The sequence below is a fragment of the Bradyrhizobium sp. 138 genome (assembly GCF_023074075.1).
In the GTDB taxonomy this organism is placed as follows: Bacteria; Pseudomonadota; Alphaproteobacteria; order Rhizobiales; family Xanthobacteraceae; genus Bradyrhizobium.
The window spans coordinates 23,996-39,880 of sequence record NZ_JADPKT010000016.1 but is presented as its reverse complement, the minus strand read 5'-3'; the positions used below and the strand labels follow the sequence as shown (position 1 = coordinate 39,880).

14 protein-coding genes are annotated in these 15,885 nt (G+C 64.7%); 4 read left to right on the top strand and 10 right to left on the bottom strand.

Going from position 1 to position 15,885, the window contains the following annotated elements:
* Positions 1 to 23 precede the first annotated feature (23 nt).
* Positions 24 to 686, top strand: a complete 663-nt coding sequence (locus IVA79_RS09010; protein ID WP_247552015.1) for a hypothetical protein — start codon at positions 24 to 26, stop codon at positions 684 to 686.
* 19 nt (positions 687 to 705) lie between these two features.
* Here the strand turns inward: IVA79_RS09010 and IVA79_RS09005 are convergent, their stop codons facing one another.
* Positions 706 to 1,728, bottom strand: a complete 1,023-nt coding sequence (locus IVA79_RS09005) for a methionine synthase (RefSeq protein ID WP_247552013.1) — start codon at positions 1,726 to 1,728, stop codon at positions 706 to 708.
* A 110-nt stretch (positions 1,729 to 1,838) separates the two neighbouring features.
* Here IVA79_RS09005 and IVA79_RS09000 point away from each other — a divergent pair, with 110 nt between their 5' ends.
* Together IVA79_RS09000 and IVA79_RS08995 are read left to right on the top strand one after the other, a co-directional pair.
* Positions 1,839 to 2,447 carry a 2-hydroxychromene-2-carboxylate isomerase gene (locus IVA79_RS09000; RefSeq protein WP_247552011.1) on the top strand — a complete coding sequence of 203 codons (609 nt, stop codon included), beginning with the start codon at positions 1,839 to 1,841 and terminating at the stop codon, positions 2,445 to 2,447.
* The gene (locus IVA79_RS08995) at positions 2,447 to 3,424 is read left to right on the top strand and encodes an NADPH:quinone oxidoreductase family protein (protein WP_247552008.1); all 978 of its coding nucleotides are present in this window, start codon (positions 2,447 to 2,449) and stop codon (positions 3,422 to 3,424) included. Before IVA79_RS09000 ends, IVA79_RS08995 begins: the two co-directional genes overlap by 1 nt.
* A 101-nt stretch (positions 3,425 to 3,525) precedes the next feature.
* On the opposite strand, the gene IVA79_RS08990 is transcribed toward IVA79_RS08995, so the two are convergent.
* The 8 genes from IVA79_RS08990 to IVA79_RS08955 all read right to left on the bottom strand — a co-directional run bounded on the left by IVA79_RS08990 (position 3,526) and on the right by IVA79_RS08955 (position 13,675).
* The gene (locus tag IVA79_RS08990) at positions 3,526 to 4,416 is read right to left on the bottom strand and encodes a crotonase/enoyl-CoA hydratase family protein (RefSeq protein WP_247552006.1); all 891 of its coding nucleotides are present in this window, start codon (positions 4,414 to 4,416) and stop codon (positions 3,526 to 3,528) included.
* A 116-nt stretch (positions 4,417 to 4,532) separates the two neighbouring features.
* Positions 4,533 to 5,954 carry an amidase gene (locus IVA79_RS08985; RefSeq protein WP_247552003.1) on the bottom strand — a complete coding sequence of 474 codons (1,422 nt, stop codon included), beginning with the start codon at positions 5,952 to 5,954 and terminating at the stop codon, positions 4,533 to 4,535.
* Positions 5,947 to 7,119, bottom strand: a complete 1,173-nt coding sequence (locus IVA79_RS08980) for a M20 aminoacylase family protein (RefSeq protein ID WP_247552001.1) — start codon at positions 7,117 to 7,119, stop codon at positions 5,947 to 5,949. The genes IVA79_RS08985 and IVA79_RS08980 overlap by 8 nt, the downstream gene beginning before the upstream one ends.
* Positions 7,120 to 7,132: 13 nt before the next feature.
* Positions 7,133 to 8,638, bottom strand: coding sequence for a M81 family metallopeptidase (locus tag IVA79_RS08975; protein WP_247551999.1), 1,506 nt, complete (start codon positions 8,636 to 8,638; stop codon positions 7,133 to 7,135).
* Between the two features lie 248 nt (positions 8,639 to 8,886).
* A complete protein-coding gene (locus tag IVA79_RS08970; protein ID WP_247551996.1) occupies positions 8,887 to 10,536 on the bottom strand; it encodes an ABC transporter ATP-binding protein in 1,650 nt (549 codons plus the stop codon).
* A 14-nt stretch (positions 10,537 to 10,550) separates the two neighbouring features.
* A complete protein-coding gene (locus IVA79_RS08965; protein WP_247551993.1) occupies positions 10,551 to 11,438 on the bottom strand; it encodes an ABC transporter permease in 888 nt (295 codons plus the stop codon).
* Positions 11,439 to 11,457: 19 nt separating this feature from the next.
* The gene (locus IVA79_RS08960) at positions 11,458 to 12,399 is read right to left on the bottom strand and encodes an ABC transporter permease (RefSeq protein WP_247551991.1); all 942 of its coding nucleotides are present in this window, start codon (positions 12,397 to 12,399) and stop codon (positions 11,458 to 11,460) included.
* Positions 12,400 to 12,544: 145 nt separating this feature from the next.
* Positions 12,545 to 13,675, bottom strand: a complete 1,131-nt coding sequence (locus IVA79_RS08955; protein WP_247551989.1) for a M20/M25/M40 family metallo-hydrolase — start codon at positions 13,673 to 13,675, stop codon at positions 12,545 to 12,547.
* Between the two features lie 266 nt (positions 13,676 to 13,941).
* On the opposite strand from IVA79_RS08955, the gene IVA79_RS08950 reads away from it, so the two are divergent.
* Positions 13,942 to 15,552, top strand: coding sequence for an ABC transporter substrate-binding protein (locus IVA79_RS08950; protein WP_247551987.1), 1,611 nt, complete (start codon positions 13,942 to 13,944; stop codon positions 15,550 to 15,552).
* Between the two features lie 109 nt (positions 15,553 to 15,661).
* On the opposite strand, the gene IVA79_RS36775 is transcribed toward IVA79_RS08950, so the two are convergent.
* Positions 15,662 to 15,793: a hypothetical protein gene (locus tag IVA79_RS36775; protein WP_256465561.1), complete on the bottom strand. Its 132-nt coding sequence runs from the start codon at positions 15,791 to 15,793 to the stop codon at positions 15,662 to 15,664.
* Positions 15,794 to 15,885 lie beyond the last annotated feature (92 nt).

The window sequence follows — 15,885 nt, the reverse complement described above, 5'->3', positions numbered from 1 at the left end:
TCAACGGCGATGGCGCGTAGCGAATGGTGAGTAGCAGCCCCTCCAGTCGCAATTCGCCATTCGCTACTCGCCCTCTGCAAAACCGCGTCACGCCCACCGGCGACATCATCGCCACCCCGCACCGCGGCCTGTTCACCGGCAACCGTGGCATCATCCATGATCCCGCGACCAAGACGCTGCTGAAAAAGCGCTGGTCGTCGCCGGCCTGGCTCACCTGCACCTGCGAATTCCGCGGCCGCCGCCGCGAGGTCATGGCACAGCGGAGTTGGACCGAACTGTTTTTTCTGGACGAGGCCACCGCGCTCGCCGCCGGACACCGTCCCTGCTTCTATTGCCGCAAGGACCACGCCAATCGCTTCCGGGCCGCATGGGAGAAGGGCAATCGCCTGCACGGCGTCCGCATGCACGACATCGACACGGTGCTGCATCACGAGCGGCTCGATCACGGCAGGAAACGGCTGCACGCGCTGCTGGTGCCGCTCGACCAGCTCCCCGACGGTGCGATGGTTCAGCAGGGCGAGGAGAGTTTTCTGGTGACGCAGGGCAGGGTGCTGTTGTGGTCACCGGCAGGCTATGCCGCGGTCGAGCGTCAGCTTGGCGAGGTGGCGTTGCTGACGCCGCCCTCGACGCTGCGCAGTTTGAACGCTGGCTATACGCCGGTACTGCATCCGACGGCGCTACCCTAGCGCGGCGCTTGCCCCACCACTACCCAAGCTTCTCGCGCGCCAGCGCGGCGCCTGCGCCGAGCGCCATCAGCTTGGCTTCGGCGATCTCGCGCCGCATCGGCGCCATGCCGCAATTGGTGGTGGCGATGATGTTGCTCTTGGGCACGAATTTCGACACCACGTCGATCACCTGAACGACGTCCTCGGCAGTCTCCACCGTGTCGCTGGCAACATCAATGACGCCGGCCTGTACGATCTTGTTCTTCAAGAGCGCGAGCAGATCGAGCGGCACCTTCGAATTGCGGCATTCGATTGCGACCTGCTGGATCGGGCTCGCATCGATCGCCGGAAAGATCTGCTCATACTGCCGCCACTGGCTGCCCAGCGTCTCCTTCCAGTCGGTATTGGCCTTGATGCCGTAGCCGTAGCAGATGTGCACGGCGGTAGCGCAGGTGAGATCTTGCGCGGCGCGCTCCAGCGCCTTGATGCCCCAATCGTTGACCTCGTCCATGTAGACGTTGAAGGCGGGCTCGTCGAACTGCACGAGATCGACGCCGTCGGCCTGCAAGGCCTTGGCCTCCTCGTTGAGCAGCTCGGCGAAGGCAAACGCCATCTTGACGCGGTCGCCGTAGTAGCGATCGGCAATGGTGTCGATGATGGTCATCGGGCCGGGCAGCGTGAATTTCAGCTTCTTGTTGGTGTGCGTACGCGCCGCGCGCGCCTCGAACGCATGCACGCGCTCCCTCAGCCGGAGCGGCGCGACCACTTGCGGCACCATCGCCTTGTAGCGATCCTTGCGGATGCCCATCTCGACCTTGTGGGCGAAGTCGATGCCTTCGACCTTCTCCAGGAAGCCGTGGACGAAATGCTGGCGAGCCTGCTCGCCCTCGGTGACGATGTCGATGCCGGCGTCCTCCTGGATCTTCAGCCAGATCAGCGTTGCGTCGCGCTTGGCGCGGAGAAGCTCCTCGCCCTGCGACTTCCAGGGCGCCCAGAGCATGTTGGGCTCGGCGAGCCATTCCGGCTTCGGCAAGGAGCCGGCGATCGTGGTTGGAAACAGCATGGCGGCCCTCCCGGCAGGTTGTGTTGCGCCTCTTCCTGCCATGTCTTAACGTCGAGGTACAGAACAACAAAAGTCGGCCTGAAGCCCGCGACGCTTGATTGGGAAACGCCATGATCGAATTCTTCTTCGACTGCTCCAGCCCCTGGACCTATCTCGCCTTCCACAATATCCAGCCGCTCGCCAGGGAGTTGGGCGCGGAAATCGTCTGGCGGCCGATCCTGGTCGGCGGCATCTTCAACACGGTCAACCCGAGCGTCTACGCGCAGCGCGAGACGCCGGTGCCGCTGAAGGCACGCTACATGAAAAAGGACCTCGCGGATTGGGCGCGCTCGGCTGGATTGTCGATCAAGATGCCGCCGACGGTGTTTCCCGTGAACAGCGTGAAGGCGATGCGCGGCTGTATCTGGCTCGGGAAGGACATGGTGCCGTTCGCGACCGCCGTGTTCGAGACCTATTGGGGCGGTGACAGGGACATCTCGCAGGATGCGGTGCTTGCCGACATCTGCAAGCAGGTCGGCATCGACGCGCCAAAATTCTTCGCCGGCATCTCGGAGCAGGGCATCAAGGATCAGCTCAAGGCAAATACGGAAGAGGTGGTCGCGCGCGGCGGCTTCGGCTCGCCGACGATCTTCGTGGGCAAGACTGATATGTACTTTGGCAATGACCGTCTGCCGCTGATCCGCGAGGCGTTGCTGCGCAGCAAGGCGAGTGCAGCCTGATGGTGCGCGCCGTCGTCTGCCATACGCTTGGCGAGCCTGAGAGCCTGCGGCTGGAGGAGTTTCCGTCGCGCCCGTTGAAGCCGGGCGAGGTGCGCGTCGCGATCCGCGCCGCCGGACTCAACTTTCCTGATGTGCTGATGGCCGCCGGCGAATATCAGCTGAAGCCGGAGCTGCCGTTCACGCCCGGCATGGAAGCTGCTGGCGATGTCACCGAGGTCGGCGCGGAGGCAAGCGGCGTTGCCATCGGCGACAAGGTCATTGTCAAGATGCGCCATGGCGCCTTCGCTGACGAAGTGGTGGTAACGCCGGCCCAACTCACGCCGATGCCATCGACGTTCGACTATGCGGAGGCTGCGACCTATCTCGCCGGCCACGGCACAGCCTATCATGCGCTGATCGATCGCGGCCGGATTGCGCCCGGCGAGGTGCTGCTGGTGCATGGCGCCGGCGGCGGCGTTGGCCTTGCTGCCGTCGAGATCGGCAAGATGCTGGGTGCGATCGTGATCGCGACCGCCTCCAGCGACGAGAAGCTCGCGATTGCGAGGTCGCGCGGCGCCGATCATCTCGTTCGCTACGACCGCGAGCCGTTCCGCGATGCCGTCAAGCGCATCACCGATGGTCGCGGCGCCGACGTCGTGTTCGATCCCGTCGGCGGCCAGGTTTTCGAAGATTCATTGCGCTGCATTGCCTGGGGTGCGCGGCTTCTCGTGGTCGGATTCACCGGCGGCATCGGTTCGGCAAAGACCAATCTGCTGTTGATCAAGGGCGCCAGCGTGCTGGGCGTGCGTGCCGGCGAAGCCGTACGGAAGAATCCCGCGCTCGGCGAAGTGCGATTGAAAGCGCTCTTGCGGTGGGCGGAGGAAGGCAAGCTGTGCCCCAACGTCTCGCACCGCCTGCCGCTGGAAGATTATGCGAAGGCGATGCGGCTGTTGCTCGACCGCAAGGCGATCGGGCGCGTGGCGCTGGTAATGGAGTGACGGTGCCGATGAACCCGTAGGGCGGGTTAGCGAAGCGTAACCCGCCGTTTTGCCGCAAGAGAAGAGGCGGGTTACGCCTTCGGCTAACCCGCCCTACGAACCTACTTGTACTCCCGCTCCGTCCACCACGGGAAATAGTCCGGCATATCGCTGGACACCTTGTTCTTGAACTGCGCCGGACGCTTCTCCAGGAACGACACCACGCCTTCTTTCACATCCTCCGAGCGGCCGCGGGCGTAGATGCCGCGGCTGTCGACCTTGTGGGCCTCCATCGGATCGTCGGCGCCCATCATCCGCCACATCATCTGGCGGATCAACGCGACCGAGACCGGTGCGGTCTTCGCGGCAAATTCCTTGGCGAGCGCGCGGGCGGTTGGCAGCAGATCGTCAGGGGCTACGACCTTGCTGACGAGACGCCCGGCAAGCGCCTCCTGCGCCGGGAAGACGCGGCCCGAATAGCACCATTCCAGCGCCTGCGAGATGCCGACGATGCGCGGCAGGAACCAGCTCGACGCCGCCTCCGGCACGATGCCGCGCTGGGAGAACACGAAGCCGAACCGCGCCGCGTCCGACGCAATGCGGATGTCCATCGCGAGTTGCATGGTGACGCCGATGCCGACGGCAGGGCCGTTCACCGCGGCGATCACAGGCTTGAGGCATTTGAAGATGCGCAAGGTCACCTGGCCGCCGCCATCGCGCACCTGCGGATCACTGTAGTCGACCTTGCCGTCGGCGAAGCGCTTCACCGGCCCGCGCCGCGCATCGCGATCGAACGTGTCGGCACCGGAGGAGAGGTCGGCGCCTGCGCAAAAACCGCGGCCGGCGCCGGTGACGATGATGGCGCGGACATCGTCGTCCTTGTCGGCGGCGTCGAACGCGTCGATCAGCTCTGCCTGCATCTGCGCATTGAAGGCGTTGAGCTTGTCGGGCCGGTTCAGCGTGATGGTGAGGATCTGCTCGGCGACCTCGTATTTGATCGTCTCATACACCATGTGGTTTCCTTCCCTCGTATTCTTGAATCAATTCCGCCATTGCCGGGCTTGGCCCGGCAATGGATGTTCTTGAAGAGGATGGATGCGTAGGTCCAGCCCGCGCTTGTGCTGAGGCGCTACTTCGCCGGCGGTCTCGGCCAGGGCCGCTGCGGTCCGCGCAAACCCTCGAAAGCCTTGGCCATGCCGAGCACGCCGATGTCGTCGAACCGGCGGCCGACGATCTGCACACCGATGGGGAAGCCCTTGGCATCGAAGCCGCCATTGATCGAGACGGCCGGGTTCTCCGACATATTCCATGGCACGGTATAGGCGATGTGCTCGAACGGCTTCATGGGATCATTGGTCGGTGAGGCCCATTCCGCCGCATAGTTCACGTTCGGCGCGGTCGGCGAGATCACGTAGTCGAGCTCGCAGAACAGCTTTCCTGCCGCGGCGCGAATTGCCATGGTCTGGTTGAAGCCGCGGATGACATCGACACCCGACAGTTTAGCGCCGGACTCGCCCCACCCAAAGATATAGGGCAGCACCTTGGCCTGCTCTTCCGGCGTCAGCTTGGCCAGATCGTCCCACATCCGCGCGCGCCAGAAATTGTCGAGACCGTCGAGCATCTCGCGGGTGAGGATGCCGTCGACTTCGGTCACGACGCTGCCTGCGGACTCGAACGCTTTCGCGGCCTTCACCGCGACCTCGCGAACCGGCTTCTCCAGCGGAAGGCCGCAGCCGGGATCGAGCATCAATCCGATGCGCAGTTTTCGCGGGGATTTTTCCAAACCTTTCCAGTTGAGCGGCTCGGCGGGCAGGCTCATGCCGTCGCGGCGGTCGGGCTTGGCGATCGCGCTCATCATCAGCGCGCAATCGTCGACCGTGCGGGTCATGGGGCCGGCGACGCGGCCGACATAGGTGGGATCAATCGGCACGCGGCCAAAACTCGGCTTCAAGCCGACGAGGCCACACCAAGCGGCGGGCAGCCGCACCGAGCCGCCGATATCGGTGCCGAGATGCAAGGGACCGTAGCCGGCCGCCGCGGCCGCGCCGGCGCCCGCGCTGGAGCCGCCGGGATTCTTGGAGAGGTCCCACGGATTGCGCGCGAGCGCGTGGAAGCTGGAGAGCCCGGAGGACAGCATGCCGTAATCGGGCATCGTGGTTTTTGCAAAGATGATCGCGCCGGCCTCGCGCAGCCGCGCGGCGGGCGGGGCGTCCTTCTCGGCCGGCACCAGCTTGACGCTGGCCGCCCCGAGCGGCACCGGCACGCCCTTGGTTGCGATATTGTCCTTCACCGTCACAGGCACGCCGTCGAGCGCGCCGGACGGCTCGCCGCCGGTCCAGCGCGCGGTCGAGGCCTTCGCGGCCTCGCGCGCGCCGTCGGGATCGAATGCATAGAGCGCCCTCAGATGCGGCTCCCACGCAGCGACATGCGCGAGCAAATCCTCCAGCACCTCGCTCGGCGAGAATTGCTTGGCGCGATAGCCCGCGATCAGATCGACCGCGGACAGATCGTGCAGCGAGGTGACCGCCTCTTCGACGCTCTTTTTATGCATGGGCACCCACCGGCATGCGCGTCTCGATGATCCGGGCGAACATGCTGGCACCGATCGGTAGGATCTTGTCGTCGAGCACGAAGCCGGGATTGTGCACGGGCACCGAGCCGTCATGGCCGACCCAGAAATAGGCGCCGGGGATGGTCTGCAGCATGTCGGCGAAATCCTCGCTGCCCATCTTCGGCTGGGCGCGGGTGATCACGTTGGCGGGGTCGACGATGGTGCGCGCGACCTCCTCGACCACCTTGGACTGCTCGACCTGGTTGACCAGCACATCGAACGTATCGCGGATGTCGACGTCGATCACGCACTGATAGGCGCTGGCGATGCCGGCGCAGATGGTGCGGATGCGTTCGCTGATCAGAGTGCGGACTTCTTTCGAGAAGGTGCGGATGGTGCCGCACAGATGCGCGTCGCCGGGGATGACGTTGTAGGCGGAGCCCGCATGGATCTGCGTGATCGACACCACCGCAGCCTGCAGCGGCTCGACATTACGGCTGACGATGGTCTGGATCGCCTGCGCCAGCGTGGTCGCGATGATCACCGCGTCCTTGGAGCGTTCGGGCATCGCGCCATGCGCGCCATAGCCGGTGATGCGGAGGTCGAAGAAGTCGGCGCTGGCCATCGCCGGGCCCGGCAGGATCGCGATCTCGCCGTGGTTGAGATCGGGCGCGTTGTGCAGGCCGTAGAGCTCGTCGCAAGGGAACTTCTCGAACAGGCCGTCCTTGATCATCGCGCGGGCGCCGCCGAGGCCTTCCTCGGCCGGCTGGAAGATCAGATGCACGGTGCCGTCGAAATTTCGGGTCTCGGCGAGGTAGCGCGCGGTGCCGAGCAGCATGGTGGTGTGGCCGTCATGGCCGCAGCCGTGGAAGCGGCCTGGGATTTTCGAGCTCCATTTCAGATTGGTGTTCTCTTCCATCGGCAGCGCGTCCATGTCGGCGCGGAGGCCAATGCGCTTGTTGCTCGATCCCTTGCCCTTGATGACGCCGATCACGCCGGTGCCGCCGAGGCCGCGATGCACCTCGATGCCCCAGCTCTTCAGCTTGTCGGCGACGATGCCGGAGGTGCGCACTTCCTCGAAGCCGATCTCGGGATGGGCGTGGAGGTCGCGGCGGATGGCGGTGAGTTCGTCGGCGTAGCCGTCGATGCGATCGATCGTGGGCATGTGTCCTGTCCGGTTAGCGTGAGGGGGGATTGAAAACGGGACCGTTCGGCTTGATGCGGATGCCCGTGCGCAGGCGCGTCCAGGGTAGCGAAGCGGTGTCGGCCGGCATCGCGCCCGGCGCGGCGCAGATCAGAAGCTTTTCCGCGATCGGCTCGAAATCGGCGCGGAAGTGCACCGAGCTCTTGTTGACCAGGATCTTCTCTCGCGTCGGCTCGATGCCGACATAGCGGTACATCGCCTGATCGGCGAGCTGGGCCTTGTGCGAGGAGACGACGACACGGACGTCGCCGATGCGCAGGCAGGCGGAGGGACCCATCTCCATCTCGCGGCCGCCGTAGTAAGGGCCGGGCGCGACGAAGCGGCCGTCGGACAGCTTTTCGACCACGAACGTCTCGGTATAGGGCTCGTCGCCGGGAATGCCGGACTTGCCGCCGAGCGACAGCGTCACGGCCGCGCCGACGCCGGCCGCATGCGCGGCCTTGGCCGACACAGGATCGTAGATCGCGCCGGTCGCGGCGCTCGCTCTGTTGCGCACCAGCGCCCGCAGCATGCCCGTGGTGTCGGAATCGCCGCCAGCGCCGGGATTATCTTGCGTGTCGGCGATGATGATCGGCCTGCTCGCGCCTCTCGCCAGTTCCATGGCGTGGCGCACGCCGTCGTCGGGGGACCAGATCTTGCCGTCGAAATCATCCTCATGGCTTTCGATCAGCTTCACGATCGCATCGGCCGCGCGATCGGCGTCCTCTTGCGTCTTGCCATAGGCGAACACGCTCGGACCGCAGTCGCGGAAATCGGCAGCAGGGAAGCCCGGTGCGAAAGAGAGCATCGGAACCGCATCGCTCTCCAGTGCAGCGAGCTTCTCATAAATGCCTTTGGTCGGCTGGTCGTTGGTGCATTGCCAGCTGATCGGGATCAGGAACGGCAATTGCCGGAACGCTTTTGCAAAACGCTGCTTCGTCTTCAGCAACAGCGCAAGATGGCGCGCGGAGGCACGGCCGGTTTCAGCCATGTCGACATGGGGATAGGTGCGGTAGGCGATCAGCGCGTCGGCATGCGCGATCATCTCGGGCGTGACGTTGGCGTGAAGGTCGAGGCTGGTGACCAGCGGGACGTCCTTGCCGATGACGCGGCGCACGCGCGCCAGGATCTCGCCTTCGCCGTCATCGAGGTGCTCGGTCACCATGGCGCCGTGCAGGTCGAGATAGACCGCGTCGAGCGGGCCGGCGGCTGCGATGCCGTCGACCATCACCTTCACGATGCGCTCGAAGGCGTCGCTGGTGACGTGCGCCGACGGGCTCGCACCGCAGGCGATCGTCGGAAAGAGTTCCCAGCCATTGGCTTCAGCGCTGTCGACGAAGCCGGCGAGGCCGACATTGATGCGCCGCATCACCTTCAGCACGTCGACACCTACAGTCATCGCTGGCCAGCCGCCGCCATGCTGGAAATCGGCGAAAGTCGCTTTGGTGGGAGCGAAAGTATTGGTCTCGTGCAGGAAGCCGCCGACGGCGATACGTGTCATTCAATTCAGTCCCAAGCAAATGATGCGCGCGACGTTACCCGCCTTTGCGGCAAGAGCAAGCAAGGCAGGCAATCGCGCCGCGCATGGCCTCAAGCTGTTTTGGGAATACTTACCGCGATCGCCGTCATTGCGAGCCAACGGGTCCGCGCGAAGCGCGACCCGATGACAGGCTTCGCGAAGCAATCCTGAATCTCTCTGCGGAGACAGTCTGGATTGCTTCGCTGCGCTCGCAATGACAAGGGGAGGGACTACGCCGTCGCCCCCACGCCTTCCGCCACCGGCCGGAAGTTCGCAAAGTCCCAGTCGCGTCCCGGAGCCGCATCGAGCAGCGCCTTGGTGTAGGCCTCCTTCGGATGCGTCAAGACCTCGGCGGCAGGGCCCTGTTCGACGACGCGGCCGTGCTGCATCACCACGACCTCGTCGCAGATCTGCGCGGCGACGCGCAGGTCGTGGGTGATGAACAGGATCGCGATGCCGAGGCGCTGCTGGATCTCGTCGAGCAGTTCCAGCACCTGCGCCTGCACGGAGACGTCGAGCGCGGAGACTGCTTCGTCCGCGACCAGCACGTCGGGATCGAGCGCGAGTGCGCGGGCGATGGCGATGCGCTGACGCTGGCCGCCGGAGAACTGGTGCGGATAGCGCGACACCGCATCGACCGGCAGGCCGACGAGCTCGAGCAGCTCGCGCGCCCGCTTCATCGCGTCAGCGTGCGGGACGCCGTAATTGATCGGGCCTTCGGCGATGCTCTCGCCGACGGTGACGCGGGGGTTGAGCGAGCGGTAGGGATCCTGGAACACGATCTGGATCTTCTGCCGGTGCGGCTGCAGCAGGCGGCGCGAGATGTCGGCGATCTCGCGGCCGGCGAGGCGTACGCCGCCGGAGGTCGGATCGATCAGGCGCACGATGCAGCGCGCCACTGTCGACTTGCCCGAGCCGCTTTCGCCGACGATACCCAGCGTGCGGCCCTTGCGCAGCGTCAGAGTGACCTTGTCGGCAGCGACGACCTCGCGGCCTTTGCCGAAGAAGGCGCGCTCCTTGTAGACCTTGCTGAGCTCGTTGGCCTCCAGCACCACCGGCTCACGGCTCTCCTCGCGCGGCGGCCGCGGCACCAGGCTCGGCACCGACGCCAGCAAATTGCGGGTGTACTCCATGGTCGGATTACGCAGCACGGCGTCGAGCGGGCCGGTCTCGACCAGGCGGCCCTGCCGCATCACCGCGACGCGGTCGGCGATCTCGGCGACAACGCCCATGTCATGGGTGATGAACAGCACGGCCGTGCCGTGATCGCGCTGGAGCTCGCGGATCAGGCTCAGGATCTGCTTCTGCGTGGTGACATCGAGCGCGGTGGTGGGCTCGTCGGCGATCAGCAGCTTCGGCTCCAGCACCAGCGCCATCGCGATCATGATGCGCTGGCGCTGACCGCCGGAGAGCCGATGCGGATAGGAGGCGAAGATGCGTTCGACCTGGGGCAGGTGGACCTGCTCCATCATGTCGAGAATGCGCTTCTTCCGCGCTCTCGCATCGAGAGCGGTGTGGGCGCGCAGCACCTCGTCGATCTGGCGGCCAACCGGCACCACCGGATTCAGCGCCGTCATCGGCTCCTGGAAGATCATGGCCATCTGCGTCGCGCGCAGCTGGCGCAGGCGGCGGTCGGTCGCGGTGAGCAGCTCTTCACCGACCAGCTTGATGCTGCCGGCGGTGGGGACCAGCGTGCCCTTCGGCAAGAGGCCCATCGTGGTGAGCGAGGTCACCGACTTGCCCGAGCCGCTTTCGCCGACGAGACACAGCGTCTCGCGCTCACGGACCTGGATCGAGATGCCGTCGATGATCTTCGGCCCATTCGGCTTCTTGCCGACCGAGACGACGAGATTGTTGATATCGAGGACGGTATTGGTCATCGCTTTATCGATCATCACTTGCCTTCCCGCTGCTTCATGCGCGGATCGAGTGCGTCGCGGGCGGCATCGCCGATCAAATTGATGCTGAGGATGGCGATCGAGAGCAGCAGGCCCGGCCAGAAGATCAGCGACGGCTTGATCTGGAAGTACTGGCGGCCCTCGGCCATGATGTTGCCCCAGGTCGGCGTTTCCGGCGAGATGCCGGCGCCGAGGAAGGAGAGGATCGCCTCGGTGAGGATCGCGGAGGCGCAGACATAGGTGCCCTGGACGATGAGCGGCGCGATCGTGTTCGGCATCAGGTGCCGCCACATGATCTTCGGCAAGGACGAGCCGACCGAGATCGCCGCCTCGACGTAAGGCTCTTCGCGCGCCGACAGCACGACCGAGCGCACCAGGCGCGCCACGCGGGGAATCTCGGGGATGGTGATCGCGATCAGCACGGTCCAGAGGCTGGCACCGGACAGCGACACCACGGCGATCGCCAGCAGGATGCTCGGCATCGCCATCAAGCCGTCCATGACCCGCATCAGTACGGCATCGACCAGCTTGAAGAAGCCGGAGACGAGGCCGATCGCGAGCCCGATGACGATCGACAGGATCGCCGAGCCGATGCCGATCAGAAGCGAGATGCGGCCGCCATAGATGACACGCGATAGCAGATCGCGGCCATAGGCGTCGGTGCCAAGCAGGAACTGCCCCGACGACGGCTTCAGCCGTTGCGACGGCGCGAGCTGGATCGGGTCATGGGGCGCGATCAGCGGCGCCATGATCGAGATCAGCACGATCAGCGCGAGCAGGACCGTGGCCGTCGCGATGATCGGCGTCGAGGTCAGGAATCCGAAACGTGGCCGCAGCGGCGACGTGATCGGAATGGAGGACTGGGGAAGGGTATCGACCGACATGTTTGTCCTTGTCCTTGCCTCAGTACCGGATCCGGGGATCGAGCAGGGTGTAGGCGACGTCGATGAGAAGGTTGACGACGACGTAGATCAGCGACGTCAAGAGGATCATCGCCTGGATCACCGGATAGTCTCGCGCCAGCACCGCATCCACGGTGAGGCGGCCGATGCCGGGAATGTTGAACACGCTCTCGGTGACGACGACGCCCGAGATCAGGAGCGCAAATCCGGTGCCGATCACGGTGATCACCGGCACCGCAGCGTTGCGCAGCGCGTGCCGCATCATCACCGCGACCTCGTTGATGCCCTTGGCGCGCGCGGTGCGGACGTAATCCTCACCGAGCACGTCGAGCATCGCCGCGCGCGTCATGCGCGCGATCAGCGCGATGTAGATGAAGGAGAGGGCGCAGGTCGGCAGGATCACGCGTTCGAAGAACGGCCCGAAGCCGTTAAAGATGCTGCGGAAGCCCTGCACCGGAACCCAGCGCAGCTCGATCGCGAAGATCTGGATCAGGATGTAGCCGACCACGAACACCGGCACCGAGAAGCCGAGCACGGAGAGGCCCATCACGAAACGGTCGATCCAGGTTCCGTGCTTCCACGCCGCGATCACGCCCAAGGGAACAGCTATGATGACGGCGAGGAGAATGGTCGACAGCGCGATCGAGATCGACGGCTCGACGCGCTGGCCGATCATCTTCATGACAGGAAGATTGGAGATCAGCGACGTGCCGAGGTCGCCGTGTAGCAACTTGTTCACCCAGGTGATGAACTGCACGATCAGCGGCTCGTTGAGACCGAGCGAGGTGCGGATGCGCTCCAGCCGTTCGGGCGTCGCGTTATCGCCGGCGAGAATCGCGGCGGGGTCGCCAGGGGTGAGGCGAAGCAGGAGGAACACGAACAGCGCGACGACGCCCATCACGGGCACGGCGGCGAAGATTCGGCGAAGGAGATATCCGAGCAAGTGGGATTCCGTCAGATTAGAGTCAAATCGTGGCAGCGATCAGGGCTGTTCTGCCACCAGCCTAACATTTCAGCAATTCCCGTGCCATCGGGACCACAGATTTCGCAGTACAGGCAGGTCGTTTTGGGGTGGAGCGTTCTTGTCGTTACTCCAGCGTCGCCAGCAGCCCTGCCATCAGCCGGCCGCGCTCGACCAGACTTTCGATCTCGATATACTCCTCCAGCGTGTGACCGTTGCCGCCGCGCACGCCGAGGCCGTCGAGCGTCGGGATGCCCATCGCACCGGTGAAATTGCCGTCGGAGCCGCCGCCGGAGCTCGCATGCGGCAGCTCAGTGCCGAGTGATTTGGCGATGCCGCGCGCTTTTTCGTACAGCGCCATAGTGCCGGCATCCGGCTCCCACACCGGACGCGTCACGCCGCGCGTCACCTTGAAGGCGACATCGTTGGTCGTGCCGGACAGTGCCAGCATCCGCTCGACGCCGCGATCGAGATCGACCTGCCGCTTGGCCATGGAGAGCGCTTCGCCGGTGGCGGTGGTGGCAACGCAATTGACCCATTGCCCGCCATGCACGACGCCGACCGAGAAGGTGCAGTCCTCCGTCGTCATCGCGTCGATGGCGAGAATCTGCCGCGCCATCTCGCGGATCGCTGAGCGTCCGGCCGACAACGTCGCGCCGGCGTGGCTCGGCCGGCCCGTCGCCTCGAGATTGAATCGTGCGATGGCGTAACGTCCGGTGGTGACGCCGTTGTCGGCGCGGCCGGGCTCGGGCACCAGCACATATTTGTTGCGCGCGGCCTCCGCCTCGATGATGTCTCGCGTCGAAGGCGTGCCGACTTCCTCGTCAGGCGTGAACAGCACGGTAATCGGCAGCGGCGTGGTGAAGGACGCGCGCGCCAGCTGCCGGATCGCTTCCAGCGAGAGATAGTTGCCGCCCTTCATGTCGTAGATGCCGGGGCCGTAGCATTTGTTGCCCTCGCGCCGCCATTTCAGCTTCTCGATGGTGCCGACCGGGTGGACGGTATCCATGTGGCCGGCGATCAGGATGCCCGGCTCGCCCTGTTTTGGGTGCGGAAATCGCGCGCGGATCACGCCACCGAACCCCTGCCGGCCGGCGATGCGTTCGATCGTCGCACCCATGATCGCCATATCCCGCGCTGCGATATCGAGCATGCGGTTCACGGCACCAGCGTCCCAGGTCGGGCTTTCGCATTCGACCCAGCCGCGCAGACCCTGGAGCATCGCCTCGGAATCGAAAGGAAGATTGGCCGGATTCATCTCAATGTCTCTCAAGCTTCGAAAGATGGAACGCGCATTGCATCGTGCGGCAGGACGAGTGGAGAGTGTTGTAGAGCCAAACCGATCCTTGTGGAGCCCGTGCCCGCGCCGCCAGGGCTTGCAGCGAAACCGGATTGACGCGCTCGGCACTGTCTGCAAGTCTCGAAAGACAAAGGCATTGCATGAGGTTAGTTCGCCCAAGGAACGAGCCGCATGCTTAACCAATAACCTGCCTTTGAACAGTTTCACGTCAGGAGAAACTTTTTATGTTCCACTTCATGCGCCGGGGGCCTCGCGCGTTCGCCTCCAAACTCGCGCTGTCAGTCGTCGCGCTTTCGACGGCACTCGCAACGCCCGTGCTCGCAGCGGGCAAGACCATCACGGCGGTGATGCATTCGGATCTGCGCATCATCGATCCGATCTTCACCACGGCCTACATCACGCGCGACCATGGCTACATGGTCTACGACACGCTGGTGGCGACCGATTCGAGCTTCAAGATCCAGCCGCAGATGGCGGACTGGAAGATCTCCGACGACAAGCTCACTTACACCTTCACGCTGCGCGACGGCCTGAAGTGGCATGACGGCGCACCGGTGACGGCGGAAGACTGCGTCGCTTCGCTGAAGCGCTGGGCTGCGGTCGACGGCATGGGCCAGAAGCTCATGGACTTCACCGCGAGCATCGAGGCGACCGACGCCAAGACCATCACGCTGAAGCTGAAGGAGCCCTACGGCCTCGTGCTCGACTCCATTGGCAAGCCGTCCTCGCGCGTCGCCTTCATGATGCCGAAGCGTCTCGCCGAGACGCCGGCGGACAAGCAGATTCCGGAGCAGATCGGCTCAGGTCCTTTCAAGTTCGTGCAGTCGGAATTCCAGCCGGGCGTGAAGGCGGTCTACGTCAAGAACACCGATTACGTGCCGCGCAAGGAGCCTGCGAGCTGGACCTCGGGCGGCAAGGTGGTGAAGGTCGATCGCGTCGAGTGGCTCACCATGCCGGACTCGCAGACCGCGGTGAACGCGTTGCAGTCGGGCGACATCGACTTCATGGAGAATCTGCCGTTCGACATGCTGCCGGTGCTGGAAGCCAATAAGGAGCTCACGGTCGAGGTCCTCAACAAGTTCGGCTTTCAGACGCTCGGCCGGATGAACTTCCTTCATCCGCCGTTCGATAACGTGAAGGTGCGCCGCGCCGCCTTTCTGGCGATCAACCAGAAGGACGTGCTCGACGCGCTGGTCGGCAACGCGAAGTACCAGAAGATCTGCGGCGCCTTCTTCGTGTGCGACACGCCGCTCGCGACCGATGCGGGCTCCGAAACCCTGGTGAAGGGCAACGGCATGGCGGAAGCCAAGAAGGCTCTCGCCGAGTCCGGCTATGACGGCACGCCGATCGTGATCATGGCGCCTGGCGACGTTACGACGCTGAAGGCGCAGCCCATCGTTGCGGCTCAGCTGCTGCGGGAGGCCGGCTTCAAGGTCGACCTGCAGGCGACCGACTGGCAGACGGTGGTGAGTCGCCGCGCCAGCCAGAAGCCGCCGAAGGAAGGCGGCTGGAACATGTTCTTCACCAACTGGGTCGCGGCCGACGTGTCCAACCCGATCGCCAATCTCTCGATCGGCGGCCAGGGCAAGAAGGGCGGCTGGTTCGGTTGGGCGGAAAGCGCCAAGATCGAGCAGCTCAAGGACGCCTTCGTCCGTGCGTCCTCGACTGACGACCAGAAGAAGATCGCCGCGGACATCCAGAAGGAAGCCTATGAGCAGGTGATCTACATCCCGCTTGGGCAGTATCTCCTGCCAAGTGGCTGGCGCAAATCGCTGACCGGCGTGCTCGACGGCCCGGCGACGCCAGTGTTCTGGAGCATGGACAAGTCGGAGTAGGGAGGCTTCTCCGTCTGCGATTTGTTTCTGAATCGAAAGGCGCCGCTGACATCCGCGGCGCCTTTTTCTATCTTCTATGCGGTATCGAAGCGACAGTGAGGCTGACAGATCAGTAGTGGCTGTCGCGGACTTGCTCCAGGCCTTCGGTGACCAGCGGAGAGGCCGGATCGCGTGGAGGAGACGCCGGCACGTCGTCGTTGCGTTCTTCCTCAGGCCGCCGCTTGCGGCTTTCGTCTTCCATCTTGTGATGCTCCGATTTGTTGCAGGACAACATCGTTTGTCCGCAAACGTTCCCGCCGAGGTGCCGCGAGACGCCGGACCTGGTTCCGGGGC